The sequence below is a fragment of the Acidobacteriota bacterium genome, from assembly GCA_033549365.1.
Taxonomy (GTDB): domain Bacteria; phylum Acidobacteriota; class Aminicenantia; order Aminicenantales; family Saccharicenantaceae; genus JAWSUF01.
Map to the genome: position 1 here is coordinate 1 of JAWSUF010000021.1, position 15,696 is coordinate 15,696.

Genomic DNA, 15,696 nt, shown 5'->3' on the forward strand with positions numbered 1-15,696 from the left:
CCAGCTTCGCTGGCTTCGTTCCGGGTGCCATTCATCCCCAGGCTTAAAAGCCTGGGGTTTTCTGGCAATGATATAAACCTATGTTAGCTCCAATATCAATGACAACTGATTTATTAGTTGGCGAGAAATATCGACGATACACATTTTTTAGCAAAACTTCATTTATAGTTGACTTGTCGTTTGCATGCGCGCGAATCCACACTTTAATGCCGTTTCGCAAGTCTATTCTATACATTTTCAAATCGTTTTTCGTCATGTGAAGCTTTAATAGGAGCCAATAATTCTTAACTTTTCTTAAGATTATCAAAATAAGTTTGATTTTTCTTATGAAATGTACACTCATGATGCATCCCTTGAGTTAAGATTTTCGATCAACATTAAACAGATGGAAATATTCATAGTCACAACTTAATATTGCTAAAAGGCTCTATGAAGCTTCCCCCATGAGTGTTGATGCCTTCACGCTTGACGACCTTGGCTATCGTCATTCCCAGGATCTTCAAATCCAGCCAAAAAGACCGGTTTTTGACATACCATAAATCATGCTCGAATCTCTGTTCCCAGGTCACGGCATTGCGTCCGTTGACCTGAGCCCAGCCCGTGATTCCCGGGCGGTCCTCGTGGCGACGTCTTTGTTCATCATTATACAACGGCAGGTATTCCATCAGGAGCGGGCGCGGTCCAACGAGGCTCATGTCGCCCTTAAGGACATTGAACAACTCGGGGATTTCGTCAAGACTGAATGAGCGCAAAAAATCCCCAATTTTTGTTCTGCGCTTCTCGTTGGGCAGGAGACGTCCGTCTTTATCGCAGGCATCGGTCATTGTGCGAAACTTGATCATCCTGAACGGCCGTCCATGGAGTCCGGGCCGGAGTTGAGTGAAAAACACCGGGCGGCCGAGCTTCCAGGCAACCACCAAGACAAGGATCATCAGAACGGGAAGAAGAAAAAGCAAACCCAGGAATGCCGCCGTTAAATCCATCAAGCGCTTCACGATAGTGCTTATTGTATCTTTTCGCCGGCTTCTTGCCGGCTTCCGGGTTTGTATTTGTTTACGGTCTTTTTCCTTTTTCCCGAAGCAAGAAGCGGGATCTCGTCGACGTATTCAATTTTAAAATCGGCATCGAAGCCGAGAATGTGCTTGAATTCTTTAATCAATTGATCGCCCCTATTGAAAGACTTTTCGGCATTGATTTTAAAAGTGTATTCTTTTTCTCCCTCCTGGATCAGCTGGTATTGCTTGATGTCCAGATATTTCCACATATTTTTATAGGCAATATAGGACGAAACAAGCCTCCCCCTGGTATCGTACAGCAAATCCAGTTTCCGTCCTTCGACTTTCGAGAGGTATTTCCAGTCGGAGTTTGTGGACTGTTTTTCCATGACGCCGATATCTCCGGTATCGTACCGGATCATGGGCATGGCATAGTTGAAAAGGTCGGTGACCACAATCCTCCCCGGCTCGTCGTCGGAGGCCGGATCATCCGAATCGATTTTCAGGATTTCCACATGATAACTTGCCGTGTTGATCAAAAAACTACCCGATCCGCTCCTTTCCTGCTGGGCGATGATCCCGTTTTCCAGATTTGAGTAACGCGAAACCACGGGAACACCGAAATACTTTTCCATCGTGGCTTTAGTATAATCATTCAGAGACTCCGACATGGCAATAATGGATCTGACATCGGCTTTTACCGGCCCGGATTGCCTGCTGTCGAGAAATCGGCATATCAATTCCAAAGCCGAGGCATAGCCTAAAATTCCAAAAACCGACCGGTCACCTTCCATTCTCCGAATCAGAGCTTCAATGGCACAGTCGTCGAGACGAATCACATCAACCGGCACGATGTTTTGAAGCCAGTAGGCCGCCTTTCTGCGCATTTTCTCGGCAGCCCAGATCTTGAGATATATCAGACGCTGGCCGATCTCATAGCCGGCCAGACCGGCAAAGTAGATTGTATCGGCGGAATTTCTCAGCTTTTTGTTGATATTCTGGTATGTTTGAAACGGCGTGCCTGTCGATCCGCTCGTCACATTCGGAATTCGCTGATGACGGGAGTATTTTTCAGAAAGAAACGCATCCCCGGATTCCCGGATTATTGTTTTGTCGATAACGGGATATTCTTTCAAGGATCGGTTTATATACTTTTTATAATACGGAGTGGTGGTTGTCACATGCCTTAAAAGATTTGTCATTGCCCGGTTGACATTCTCTTTTGTTTCCGGGCTGCCGGGCCTTTCCAAAATGCATGAGATATCAATAAGGTGTTTTCTTATTGAGTCGCCTTGTAAGCGATCTTGTAACCAAAAACCGTTTTCCCTTATTGAAGACGAAAAACTCATGAATCCCGGAGTGAATGCTTTTTACCGCTTTTGGAAGATTCGATCAACTCCCCCAGCTCGACCGTCGTCATGAACTCAATATCGGGCCATTTTCTTACGATTTCCTTTAAAAGCCTTTTCAAGGCGGCCAGACCCTTTTCTCTCACAGCCGGTTCTATATTCCCGATATAGTTGACCCGGTGTCCGCTGATGTTTGCCGGTTTGTTCCACTTAAAAGCTATTTCAATTTGAGAAAGAGCATAGGAAACCCAGTCTATTTCAGGGACATTAGGCAACTGAACCGGCTCAAAAAGGCAATTCCGCACAATGTAGATTTGGCCCTGCTTGTTCGTCTTTCCGGTATAATTGACGGATCTTTTGATTTTTCCGTTACCCTGATGCTCCGCTTTCAAAAAATCATTGTCGATATACTTGATGCCGCATTCTTTCATTGTCGGCTCCAATGTTCGATGCTCTCTTGCTCCGGGCGCGGCAAAATGCCTGGCCCTGAACCCAAACACTTTTTCGAAAGCATTCAAGCCGTCAACGATGATGTCTTTGAAGGCGTCATTCTCCCTGAACTCATTGAAAGAAAAGGCCTCGGTATATCCAATTCCCGGAAATATCCTATCCGTTATTGCGCCGAATGACCGGTTGTTGAAGGCCGTCATGGCCTGATGATTTCCGGTTTGCAGAGATCTCATGAAAAATTTCAGGTTCAGATGTTCCCTACCGTGAAACTGGGGCCGGATCAGCCTTTTTTCAATTCCTTCTTTCCATAGGTCCCATGTGCCCTCATACCCGGGGAGTTTGGCGAATGTTTCGGGAATCAATTCATAATGATATTGTTGAAAATGATCGGCTTTGATTCTTTCATAATCAGGATTGGCGACGCTTGTCATAGCTGTAAAAACGGCATGATTGCCGTTTTTATCCTTTACGGAGGTTAGTGTTTCATAAAGCGCGGCCAAATCGTCGCGTTTTTCAAGAGAATCGTACAGGTCAAATCGCGTCGCCTCAACGTTCAATCCGGCCTTTCTCATGTTTTCCCTTGCGTTTCTATCGGCAATCCGCACATTGCCGTAATCGTCAGTCGAAAAAACGACGATCTTTTTTTGAGTTTTAAATCCAAATAGATTTTTTAGGCTTAAAAGAATTTTTCTTTTTGGCGTCATGGATTTATGACAAATAGATTTCATAGATCTCCGCCATAGCTTTCAGCGAATTTTCAATACTAAAAAGACGGGCTCTTTTCAATGACTTTTTTCCCATTTGAACACGGAGTTCGGGATCATCTATCAGTTTTTGCAAAGCGATTGCCAGACTAATATGGTCATTCTGCGGATAGAGGAATCCATTTTCCTTATCAGCAATAAGTTCATTATGCCCCCTTTCTATTGGGGCAACTACCGGCAAGCCACAAAACATTTCCTGAAGCAAGCTGATAGGAAGGCCTTCATGCCGGCTTGCTGATATTCCAATGTCGGAAATGCCCGTAAGTTCCGGGATATCATCCCTAAAACCAAGAAATTCTATATCCTTATCAAGCCCCACATTTACAGCAAGCTTTTTGATTTTCTCAATAAGTGGCCCTTTTCCGGCAAATATGACTTTCACATTTGGGTTTTTTGTTATTGTCTTCTTGATGGCCGGAATTATCAACTCATGATTTTTCCTGGGAATAAATTCAGCCACATATAGAAGAATCACGCTTTTTGGGTCAAAGCCAAGTTTTTTTCTGCACGCAATCTTTTCTTCTTCAGTGAAAGGGTGGAATTTTTTCGGATCTACCCCCATTCCCGGGATAATGTAAGTTTTTTTATGGGGCATTTTTTCATTTATGTAACTAAAATCCTCACTGTTCATTGTGATTATTGCGTCAGTAAAAAAAGACATGAACCACTCAGCCGGATAATAAATTAACCAGTTCTTTAATGGCGCTCCTTTGAAAAAATGAAATCCATGCACCGTATAAAGGACTTTGGTGCCTTTTTTTCTTGAACTTCTGGCGGCAAGTCTTCCAATAAAGCTCGGAAGCGGTGTATGGCAATGAACAAGATCATAGCATTCTTGATCAATGATCATCTTCAATTTGTTATAGGTTGAAAAATAAACACGATTTAACGGGGATCGTGGAAACGGCATGTAGAAAACTTGATCAATATCATCGAAAACAACGTCCCCCCTCTTTTCAGCTGCAAGATGAATGATGCAACCGTTTTCCTTAAGCCATTTCAGAAATGGCAGATGGAAAGTTCTGATATGAACATCACTTGTCGCGATATAAAGAACTTTTTTCATTCAGGCTAGATTATTCTCTTTAAATATTTCATAAAAAATAACAATGTATAAACGCCCAGCGAAAAGTTTTTTTTACAAAAAAAGAAAAATAAAAACCATTGCGGCCTGATAATCAAATATTTCAGCTTCATTTTTTTATAGGCAGCTTTATATTCGGGGTGTTTTAACACTCCACCTAAATATTTGATTTTTTTTGCTACCGTCTTTTTATTATAATCACTCAGTTCTGTCAGCCCAAGCCCGATGATCGACAGACATCTCCGGTTATCCAGTGCCTCAAAGAAATATTCAGGAAGATTATTTTCTTTTATAAAAAGTTCCATATATTTATAGAGTTTTTGCCAACGTTCAAACAGCCAAGGCTTGTATGCATTTGTGAAAGAAACGCCAGTAAACCTTCGATAATGATACAAATGAAAATCAAAATAGAATGCCGTCATAGCATTTTCAAAAGCATATAAATTAAAAAGTGGATCTTCAGCACTACCGACTTTTTTTGTATCGACAAATCGAACATTTCGGGGCTTGATGACTTCCGATTTATATAATTTGGCCCAAACTACAGAAATCGCGTCCGCATTTTCCGGATACCTCAGTTCTTGGGATAGAAGCCCTACCATGCGCCTTTGAAGGTAATACTTCAGCTCTGGCCCTGAATATAATCCTTTTCGAAGATCGATTCTTTTTTTTATTGATCTCCTTCTATGTTCACGAATATAAGACCATAATAAGACATCGACATCGGTTTCAACAGCAGTTTTATAAGCTATTTCACAGGTGTTCCGCTCAATCCAGTCATCGGCATCGACAAACATAATATACTTGCCTGTTGCATATTCGATCCCTTGATTTCTTGTGTCGGAAAGGCCGGAGTTTTTTTTATGGATAATCCTGATTCTTTGATCTTTTAGCGCATAGCGATCGCATATTTTGGGGGTATCGTCCGTTGAGCCATCATTAAGCAGGATGATTTCCATATCCAAAAAAGTCTGGTTTATTAAACTGTCCAGGCACTGTTTCAAGTATGCCTGTACGTTATATGCTGGAACAATAATGCTGATTTTCGGCTGATACATAATCATAATTAAAAGAAGGAACCCTCCGGCAGAATAAAGTTTAAGAATTCGCGACATATTTTATTGCGGTCAAGCCGGATTCTAATTTCTTTTGCGTTTTTTCCCAGTCGAACACGTTCCTCTTTATTTTCAATCAGCAAATCAATTTTTTCGGCCAATTTTTCCGTATTGCCGTTTTCAACAAGAATACCATTATGGTTATTGACAAGGATCTCTTCCGGGCCGGCTTGGAAATTGAAGCTTATGACCGGCAATCCGGCCGCCATGGCTTCCACCATGGCATTGGGGAAACCTTCACTGCGAGAAGGAATTACAATCATTCCGGCCTCTGCATAAAGCCGGTCAATATCGTTTACCCGGCCGATAAATTCAATTCTTTCATGAAGGTTCATTTTTCCAGCCAATTCAGCAAGTTTTGTGTTCTCCTGCCTGCTGCCTGTCAAAACCAATTTCCAGGACTTGTTTTTGACATGAGCCCAGGCCTCTACTAAAAGATCGAATCCTTTCAGGTGATCGGCCAGTCGACCAACTCCTAAAACAATGGGCTTTCGTAGTAACTCAAAAACTTCTATCTCTCGCAGGGGGTTGTTTATAACTCGAATCGGAGTTCCTGTTTTATAAAACCGGCGCTGACAACGAGCAGCAAATTCGGTTTGCGCGATGACGCCTGATGGATTGACAAATAAAAAAACCATATTGTTAAACAATTCGATGATCAGGGGAAAGCGATAAAAGGGACTGGCTCTTTCACTAATATAAACAGGGTAGTTAAGGCCGACCAGACCCAGAAGAGTCAGGGTTCCATAGAATTTGTTAAAAACAAGAACTGAGTCAGGATTGATTTTTTTTACAGCCTTTCTGATCCTTATCGGTGCATCAAGGATATTAAAGCGTTGGGGTTTTTTCAATTTGGGTTCAATTCGCACAATGTTTTCTGAAAGATCGAAAAACGGAGTATGTCTGAAAATACAAAAGTAATGTATTGAATGGCCGGCATTTGAAAACTCATTGGCCAGATTACTTGAAACCCGTTCAATGCCGCCAAGCTGAAGAGAAGAGGTAATTATTAATATTTTGCTCAAATTCAGGTTGCTTTTTATAATATTCGTTTAATGATCTGGCTTTCATACAACTCGTCCCGGATATCCTCAACCTCTCTCCCTCCCGGGGCTTCATTGGTGTACTTTCCGGGGATTTTTACCTTGCTGTTTGCTCCTCGCAGAAACCATTCATATTCAATGTCAATGTTGCCTACATCAAGAGCCTGATAACCCCTTTTACCCAGATCAAAAGCAAGAACGGTTGCGGTTGATCCAAGCGCAAGCAATACAAGTTTTGTCTTGTCATGCTTAACAATTTCATTTAATAATTCATGATAGCGAGTAAAAGCATTTCGGGCCGGGCCTAGGATTCTGACAAGGCTTCCGGCGTTTGAAAAAAGGTCATTCCCGACACCTAAACGGCTTTTTTCTCCTTCTACAAGAATGATATCCCGGTCCTGCCATAATTCTTTTACTTTTCTAAAATACCTCTCTGAAACAGTCTTATTTGAAAAATTAATAAACGGCCTTGTGAAGCTCGCATTATAGTAAGTTTTTTTCATATCAAGGAATTTTCTTAGCCTTGGATATGTCCAGACAATATGACTTTTCCATGTTAATTGGCTTCTCCGGTTAAGATTTGCCAGAGATTGATACCCAACGGGTAATCCGATTAAAATATTTTCATTGTCAGATTTCAATATTTCTTTAAGTCTTCGGCTTAATATTTCGTCATATTTTTGATAATCGTATCCAATTTTATCCATAATAAACAGAAATTCTCCATCCCCATATCTTGCAATTGAACTCTTGTCTTTCTTTATTTTGTCTATTGTTTCATCGATGGTTTTTACATTCGGGAGTGGAAAACAAATTTTCAAAACCGGATAAATCAGCCCTAGGATTTCTTTTATGACCTGCCTCGGGCAATAAAATGTGGATGACGTTCGAAGGTTCATTTGTTCGGGAAAAAGAGCGTTTCCACCATCCATTCTTCCGGATAAAATTGCTTTTCATGCCATTCCAGATTGATATCCCAATAGCCGGGACAGTCAAGGTAACCCCTGCGGTCAAACCCATAGTTGATTTCGGTTATCAGGGGGTTTTGCTTGGAATCAAATATAAAATCATAAGCTAAACATTGTGCGCCTAATTTCGCTGATACCTCGAAAGCAATGCTGACACATCGCTCATCAATCTGGTCCTTTGAGTGAAGGATGTTTCCACTGCCGGATGCTCTGAAGTCTTTTTTTCTGACTATTCGCTTAATCGCGAAGGCTTTATTCCCTATCACAACGACTCTGATATCGTAAGTGTTATCGGGCAGGAAATCCTGAAAATACGCATAACCTTTTTCATTTCCATGGATTCGAGCAAATTGTGTGGAATAAACAACTCGTCTGAGGCTTTTCAACAGATCAAGAAACGGATTTTTTCCTTTTCTGTAACTTTTGTATGTATCTTTCAAATTGATCCACTTGTTGTAAGGGCTGAATCCCCTGGAAAAAGAACGCCGGATCATGCGTTTTGCGGTTCTTTGGCTTTTAACAAGAAATACATTATAAGAACCCGCTCCAGTCCTGAGCTTGAAGACCTTGGGATATTTCGTTGTATTGGCCCATTCAAGGGCTTCCCTCTTCGAATAGAAAATATATGAGGGCACAAGAGGGGCGCCGATGGCTTCAAGCAAATATTTCTGGCCGACCTTATCATCAAAGTGCCACCCTGTCCTAAAGTCCGGAAAGACTTTTTTCCCAGCATGCTCAAGGGAAAACAATAATTGTTTTGCAAACAGAGTATCTTTTGCATAAGCATGATGATGATGCCACATCAAGGCATCGCAATCCTTTAGTTGTTCAATTATGTTATTGGCATAGCAATTAACTATCTTGTAGTCAATGGATTTATTCCGGCAATATTCAATCCACTTCTGGCTAAAGGCCAGATCGGAGTGTTGGATTGCAATTTTCATAGATACTTATTGAAGTGCCCAATGATTTATTTTGCAATATTCTAATATTTCAGATGAGTATTCTTTAAAAAAAGGCTGGCCTCCATACTGAGAAAATCTGATCGTGTGGCCTCTAGTATTAATTTCGATAAATCGCCATCTTGATTCTCTATCATAATAAGCGTCAAGTCCTAGTATCCTGCTATAGAATACTTTTTGCGATATCGAAATAGACTCTTGAGTTAACTTGCTATATTCCGGAACTATTTCATCAAACCGATATCCAGTATCCGGATGCTTTTCATACTTCGTTCCGTATTTGTCAACCGCATATCCATTTAATTGACCATTCGGTTTTATCAAACAAATTATGCCACCAGCCGTTTCATTGTCTAGAGAGCCGCCCTTGCCCATTCTTAGAGCTGTATTAATAACCCTGTATTTTTCATTTTTTACGGACTTATATAGATAAACTCGTATTGTATTTAGGCCATTCGGATTATATTTTGCAAAGAATGGATGTTGTTCTAATTTTTCCTGAACAACATAATTCTTTCTGTTTAATATTTTTTCTATGAGTTCATATTTATTTTTTAGAAAATAAATATCCTGCCCTCCATAAGAGTCCTTATTTGGCTTTAAGACCACGGGATAACTAAGCTCGTTCACTATATTTAAAATATCCTCATAAGTGACAATGTTTAGACAATTATCGTAATATTCCCCAGCAATATTATGGAAATATGACTTAGGAAATAATGAACCCGGATACCAAAGATTATAGAAACTCTTATTGCTTATGTACTCAATCCCTTTTTCTGTATTTAAGCTTGGCTCAATGTCTGATACATAAATCTCTTCAGGTACCATTTCTGCATTTGAGGCTCCTGAAATATGAGCACAAACACGAATAGTCTGAAGATTGATATCCTTTGAAAAGAATGACCAGTAACTTTTGTGTGTTTTTTCAGCCGCTTTATCAATGGGCTTTATATATTCTGGATTAAAAAAGAATACTTTTTTAAAGCGCATCCACCAACTTATCCTTGCTTTTCTTCTTAATATGAAATAAAGAAAAGCCTTTAATATCCTCTGTTTAATTGGAAGCTTTTTGTTAAATATAATTCTTTTATAGATCATTCATTTACACCTAAAAAGTCATTTATTTGCATATTAATCTACCAATATTTACCGAATTCATAAATTCAACGTCCGGCCAATATTTGATAATATTTTTCAACAGTTTCGTTAACAACTGCAATGAACGATCAGCATTCTCTTGGAATATTGATCCAATGTAGTTCACCCTATGAGTATTAATAATGGCTGGTTTTTTCCAACGAAAGGCAACATCGATTCCAGTTAGACAATGGTCAATAGGATCATCAACAGAACTTGTTGATGGTTCAAACACACAGTTTCGGACCAAATAATATTGGTCATATTCATTCTTTTTTCCGAGATACGTATTAAAATAATTAAATCCTCCTTTAAGGTCGGGTTCAAGCATTCTTGAAAGACCCTGAAAATATTTAACGCCTTTTTTTTTAACAGCTTCATCATAATCATGTGACCAAATATAGTTAGGAGGGATTAAAGAATAGGATTTGAATCCGAATAACCTTTCGAAGAGATCTAATCCTTCAAGTATAATATTTAATTTATCTCTCTTATCTTGTCGAGAATTATAGTTAAGAGTTTCAACGTAAAGATTCCCTTCTTTGTAATTCTTTAAGGATAAACTGCCCGGCATACCATGAAGAAAACCAAAATGGACATCAGTTTTTCCTGCCTGCAAATCAGTCATAAAAAGGCTTACATTAAGATGTTCACGACCATGGGATTGTGGAAAAAACACACCTGCTTTCAGTCCTTCCAGCCAAAGGGAAAAAGATCTAGAATGATTTGGATATTTTATGAAGGTTTCTGCAACCAATTCATATTGATAAGTTTGAAAATCATGCTTTTTAATTTTTTCAAAATCCGGATTTGCGACAAGGCAGTTGGCAGTGAAAACCGGGTGGTTTCCTTTTTGGTCCTTGAAAGAAGAAAGAACCTCAAACAAACGGATGAGGTCGTCCTCGCTTTCCAACGAATCATATTTTTCAATTTTTATCTTGTCGACACCGTAACCGGCCGCCAGACACTTTTGATAGACATCACGGGAAGGCATCCTGATGCTTCCCCAATCATCGGATTCAAAAACTACAATCTTTCGTTTTGTTCTCCAGCCCTTCATATTTAAAAGACCAAGTCGAACAGCAGCTTTTAGCCTGTTTCCAATCATTTGCAAAAGGCCTTCATATTTACTTTACGTATTCTTCCTAAGACTTTAAAAGGATTCGGCTTTTCTCTTCTAGAATAAACTAATCAGGACTTCGTATAAAGAGGTTGGTGCTGCAATAAAGGATACAGCAAGAGGAAAAAACAACCATATATTAGTCATTTCGGAACCGACTCTTAAGGCGATAATTACCGCGAAAGACATGGGCACGAGGCCTAACGACGTGGTAGGATGGATCTTTTTTGATTTGTATTCAGAAAGAACGGAAATCATGAACGTAAACGCAAAAAGATAGAAGAGTGTTCTAAACCTGCCCATAACAGGCACCCAACTCATGAAATTGATGATACTGATAAACAAAATACTAAATGAAAAAAGGTTGTTATTTATGCTAATTTTTTGATTTTTTTTATGAATATATTTTAAGTAAAATAACATAAATATGGCAAAATAGTATAGACCATATCTTTGAACTTTCATGAACCATTTCAAGTTTTCCTGAAGTTCATATGTTCTTTCGATAAATAGCGGATTTGTGTATGTAAAATACTTTTCCACCATCCTGGGTAACATATATTTTTCTACTACAGATAACTGTGATCTGAATATCTCTGGAATTGCCAAAGATAAAGAAAAAAGAATATTGTATATCTTGTCCTTATTGCCGAAGGTGACATATGCAACTAATATGATATTTGGTACGACAAAGCTTGCATGAAATAATATCGATGAAAGAGCCAGTATGAGATGTTTTTTATCTCGGTTGACGACAACAAAGTAAGCTCCTATAAAAAATATCCAGGCAGCCGTCCAGAATCTGAAGCCATTGATGTTAAATATTGGATTAATGAATAAGAAAAATGTGAAGTATATTTTTGCGTTTATATTGCTTTCCAAAGAATACTTCGAGGCAAGAATATTTATGCTGATCAAAAAAACGCCGCCGAATATGGCTGCAAAAGTGCCAAACAAAAATGCCGGACTGCTATCAATTCTCGACAGCACAAATAAAAGAATGGGTTGAACAATGTCAGGGGCCGTATCAATAATATTGTCTATATTCTCGACTCGCCACTCGCTAAAAGATTGGCGAGATGTCATATCGAATTTCTCATATAAATGAAAAGAATCAAAATCAGGATTACCAAGATAGTATGTTGCTCCAAAGAGAATAAGGAAAAAATAAATAACGATTTTTGATTCTTTTGTTCTAAAGTCCCGCAAAGCTGTAATAAGGGCTAAAAAAGGCCAAAATACAAATAACAGCAGTGATTTTTGGGATTCAACACCAACTTCTTTGTAACTGACATTATCTATTGCTTGCATTTTCATATAATTCTATCTCTTTAGTGTCATGAACTGGAAAACCACATTTTTTATGTTGTATCTTTCCAGATTATTCACTGCGTACTGAGCTTCGTAATTTTTCTTCAGAAATTGATTCGCCAATTCAATATTTGGGTTTAAAGGATGTATATTGAGAATAGGTCTTCCGGTAAGCGCATAGTCAATCAGCTTGCTCGGCAACTGCCTTTCTGTTCCGTTGTCGAAGTTAATCAAGAAATCCATCTTGCTCAATTCATACAGGAGAGGTATTCGCTCTTTTCCACGATGGACAATAACCTTGTTTCCAAGTGTTTCTCTATATTTATGAATAACATTCAATGATGAATTCGAATAAATGTGGAAGCGAAAGGCACTATCCTTTTTTGATAAATAGTGCAATAACCGTTCTGGATTTCGCATTCCCTTAAATGCAAGGCTTCCGGCATAGGCAAATGTCGGAACAGGATTGCAGGGTTCTTCCTTGCATGTTATAACTTCTTCAAAATTGAAACCTTGAGGAATGACTCTGATTTTATGCCGGAATTCCGGATAGTAAGCTTCTTTCGCCCCTTCTGTAGGAACCGTTATGAAATCCGCATTAAGGCAAAAATCCTTTTCCATATATTTGAAATAGAAGGGTTTCTTAAAGGTCTCCAATATTGCGCCCATATATGGGTCTCCACAATCCGCCACCCAAAGCCTTGACAGATTTTTGTTTTTCTTAAGGGCTCTTGAAACTGCCCAATGAATCGAATGCGGTGCCGCTATAGAAATTATGATATCGTAATGCTTTTCAATATTTATGATCTTTGGCAGTCTTTTAACTATTTCTATATCAGGATATTCAAATAGCCATGTAGCTGATCTCTGAATTATCTTGCTGAGCAATCTTCTAATACGACCGCCTTTGATTACTAAAGGCTTCCAGGTCAATGGGCCATATGCCTTCAAGGTTATATTGTAATCTTTTTCTATTTTTAAATGCCCGTCCCTTTTTTGTGGAAGATAGACCTCAACTCTATGTCCCTGCCGGGCAAACTCTTTAGCCAACTCCGTTGCTCTGAAAGATCTGGGTGATATTTCAGGGAAAAAGGCTTTGGTAATAATCAGGATACTTTTCAATATTCATCCATAGTTATGCGAATCGTATAAAGCGCTGTTAAGAAATGGTAATCCATTTGATAGGGAAAGCGCTGTAGGTAATCTTGAAAATATGTTTTTACATTTTCAGGAAATATTTCCACAGGGTTCAATAAGTCTTTAACCGATTTTACTTTTAGTGTATATATTTGATTCAGCCCTTCATCAAGCGTTACTTTACGTCTTGTCATTTTCAATGCTTTATTAATGAATATTGTTGGAAATATTGTTTTAACCTTGCTTATCCTCTTTTCCTTCAGGTTTTTTTTCTTGTCTCCCGCGAATGGAATATCAACTATTTTTTTTGTTAATATGCCACATTTCTCCGCCTCAAAATATTTATTTCTGCCTATGAGTTTATTTTTTTGAATGGAAAGCCAATATTTCACAATCTCTTTATCCCAGAATGGCAAGCGCGCCTCAAAACCGAAATGTTCATAAGCCCTAATGCTGTTCACGATAAATTTGGCCTGACGCTCTTGCCAGTTGAAGTATTCTTGAAAGTGCTGGGGCTCAACATTTGCTTTTTCATATATGGCTTCTATAGTTCTGACTGGATCTTGTGAGCTATCCCTAATCCTAGAATGTCGCAGGTATGTTCTTTTTACAGCTTTATACTTATTGTCACTTTCAATATCTTGATATCCATAATGGCCACCTGCAATAAAATCAAGTGTATGGCCAGGAACAAATACATCTCCGGGTTTGATTATCCCCTTTTTATTCATCTCATAAACTGCTAAAAAATCCTGAAGATGGGGAGTGGACACTCCATTGAAAGCGTATCGTATATACTCATCAATAATGCCGATCTCATGCAATTGCTGCCATTTTTGCTCTGTATATTCTGTAAAATGCCACTCATAATTAAGAGCTTCCGCCACCTGTTTACTTATTCGTGCTTGCTCATTGTTGGGTGTACCGTAAGAAAAGCATATGACATTTTTTTTACCCAAGAGATACAAATAATTAACTATAATACGAGAATCATGACCACCGCTTAATGGAATTATCCAACGATTTACACTTGGTGTTTGTTCAATCATCCGAGAAAATATCGAACGAAAAGCCTTGTCAAGCATATTAGAAAACTCGTATATATTATCAATACTGAAAGTTTTTTTTGCTGGTTTGTATTCAAAGTATCGTTTCGATTTAATTTCATTTTCGAAGATGCAAATCATTTCTCCCGCTTGTAAACCAAAAGCATCATGATAGATAGTATTATTTCCATAGACAAAGCCAGAGGCGACATATTCCTCCAGCTTATTGTTGTCTATCTTTAGCTTTCCATGTTCTTTCTGATACTTATTTAGATTATCGGTAACAAAACAGTGACCCTTATGCAAACCATAAAACAAAGGAATGCTGCGAATATGGTCGCTTACCAAAAGTGTTTTTGACCTTTTCTTATATATTAATACATAATCTCCAAGTAATGTTGCAGGAAATTCTTCGTTTTTTTCTGAAACATAATCCATGCATGATTCAAAGATTTTCGCGTGTGTTTTAAAAATATGGGTATGGTCATTTCTAAAGCAGCTTCTGTAGTAAAATTCTCCATGATCCAACCTGCATTTATCCCAGTTGTTGTAAAGGCAAATATGTTCACTTGACATATGGAATATTTTTACTATTTTTTCTATGATTAAACTAATTCCTTTATGTAACCCTTATAATAAACACTATTAATTCTCTTATTTGACTTGACAAGAAAATTGTTAGCCGCCGATCTCTTTTAATCTTAAAACATATTCGCTGTTCAGTTTATTAATATTTTTTTTGCAATACGCAATGACTTCATCTGTATATTTGCCGAACAGCGGTAACCCCACTAAATGTGGTAGATCTGTTCCTATGTGACCATTGTTTATTTCAATAATTCGAATTTCATTTTGCTTGTCTATTGCAATATCCAATCCTAAAAGACGGTGATGGATATTTCTGGAAGCAATTATCACAGCCTTATCTAAACATTTCGAAAAAAACGGAATCTGATGCGTTCTCTTTAAATCAATATCATTCACCAGATGAACTTTTTCTCCTTTCTTGTTTACAGCATAATCAGCCAAATAGCCATTTATAGAGCATTTAACAATAAATCCTCCATAATTCAAATTGTCTACAACCGAGCCTTTGCCGCCGATTCTTAATGCCACACTGAGGATCTTAATCTTTGAGCTTGTTTCAAAGTTACGTGATGGCATTTGACAAGGACGAAAAAAAAGGGCTACAACCCTCCATGATATCCACAA

14 protein-coding genes are annotated in these 15,696 nt (G+C 38.6%); all 14 read right to left on the bottom strand.

Going from position 1 to position 15,696, the window contains the following annotated elements:
- Positions 1-401 precede the first annotated feature (401 nt).
- Positions 402-983 carry a sugar transferase gene (locus tag SCM96_15150; GenBank protein MDW7761963.1) on the bottom strand — a complete coding sequence of 194 codons (582 nt, stop codon included), beginning with the start codon at positions 981-983 and terminating at the stop codon, positions 402-404.
- 20 nt (positions 984-1,003) lie between these two features.
- Positions 1,004-2,344, bottom strand: coding sequence for a CoF synthetase (locus SCM96_15155; GenBank protein MDW7761964.1), 1,341 nt, complete (start codon positions 2,342-2,344; stop codon positions 1,004-1,006).
- Positions 2,341-3,498 carry a hypothetical protein gene (locus SCM96_15160; protein ID MDW7761965.1) on the bottom strand — a complete coding sequence of 386 codons (1,158 nt, stop codon included), beginning with the start codon at positions 3,496-3,498 and terminating at the stop codon, positions 2,341-2,343. Before SCM96_15160 ends, SCM96_15155 begins: the two co-directional genes overlap by 4 nt.
- Before the next feature lie 4 nt (positions 3,499-3,502).
- Positions 3,503-4,624 (bottom strand): glycosyltransferase family 4 protein, encoded by a 1,122-nt coding sequence (locus SCM96_15165; protein ID MDW7761966.1) that lies wholly within the window; start codon positions 4,622-4,624, stop codon positions 3,503-3,505.
- A 5-nt stretch (positions 4,625-4,629) separates the two neighbouring features.
- Positions 4,630-5,757 carry a glycosyltransferase family 2 protein gene (locus tag SCM96_15170; protein MDW7761967.1) on the bottom strand — a complete coding sequence of 376 codons (1,128 nt, stop codon included), beginning with the start codon at positions 5,755-5,757 and terminating at the stop codon, positions 4,630-4,632.
- Positions 5,709-6,782, bottom strand: coding sequence for a glycosyltransferase (locus SCM96_15175; GenBank protein MDW7761968.1), 1,074 nt, complete (start codon positions 6,780-6,782; stop codon positions 5,709-5,711). The genes SCM96_15170 and SCM96_15175 overlap by 49 nt, the downstream gene beginning before the upstream one ends.
- 14 nt (positions 6,783-6,796) lie before the next feature.
- On the bottom strand, positions 6,797-7,732 hold the full coding sequence (locus SCM96_15180; protein ID MDW7761969.1) for an SP_1767 family glycosyltransferase: 936 nt from the start codon (positions 7,730-7,732) through the stop codon (positions 6,797-6,799).
- The gene (locus tag SCM96_15185) at positions 7,696-8,712 is read right to left on the bottom strand and encodes a hypothetical protein (protein ID MDW7761970.1); all 1,017 of its coding nucleotides are present in this window, start codon (positions 8,710-8,712) and stop codon (positions 7,696-7,698) included. The genes SCM96_15180 and SCM96_15185 overlap by 37 nt, the downstream gene beginning before the upstream one ends.
- A gap of 6 nt (positions 8,713-8,718) precedes the next feature.
- Complete coding sequence (locus tag SCM96_15190; protein ID MDW7761971.1) at positions 8,719-9,831, bottom strand: sugar-transfer associated ATP-grasp domain-containing protein; 1,113 nt, start codon at positions 9,829-9,831, stop codon at positions 8,719-8,721.
- 22 nt (positions 9,832-9,853) lie between these two features.
- Positions 9,854-10,978 carry a hypothetical protein gene (locus SCM96_15195; GenBank protein ID MDW7761972.1) on the bottom strand — a complete coding sequence of 375 codons (1,125 nt, stop codon included), beginning with the start codon at positions 10,976-10,978 and terminating at the stop codon, positions 9,854-9,856.
- 69 nt (positions 10,979-11,047) lie between these two features.
- The gene (locus tag SCM96_15200; GenBank protein MDW7761973.1) at positions 11,048-12,307 is read right to left on the bottom strand and encodes an EpsG family protein; all 1,260 of its coding nucleotides are present in this window, start codon (positions 12,305-12,307) and stop codon (positions 11,048-11,050) included.
- A gap of 6 nt (positions 12,308-12,313) precedes the next feature.
- On the bottom strand, positions 12,314-13,423 hold the full coding sequence (locus tag SCM96_15205) for a glycosyltransferase (protein MDW7761974.1): 1,110 nt from the start codon (positions 13,421-13,423) through the stop codon (positions 12,314-12,316).
- Positions 13,420-14,922: an asparagine synthetase B family protein gene (locus SCM96_15210; protein MDW7761975.1), complete on the bottom strand. Its 1,503-nt coding sequence runs from the start codon at positions 14,920-14,922 to the stop codon at positions 13,420-13,422. Before SCM96_15210 ends, SCM96_15205 begins: the two co-directional genes overlap by 4 nt.
- 240 nt (positions 14,923-15,162) lie before the next feature.
- Positions 15,163-15,696, bottom strand: a 534-nt coding sequence (locus SCM96_15215) for a sugar-transfer associated ATP-grasp domain-containing protein (GenBank protein MDW7761976.1), incomplete at its 5' end; no start/stop codon positions are given.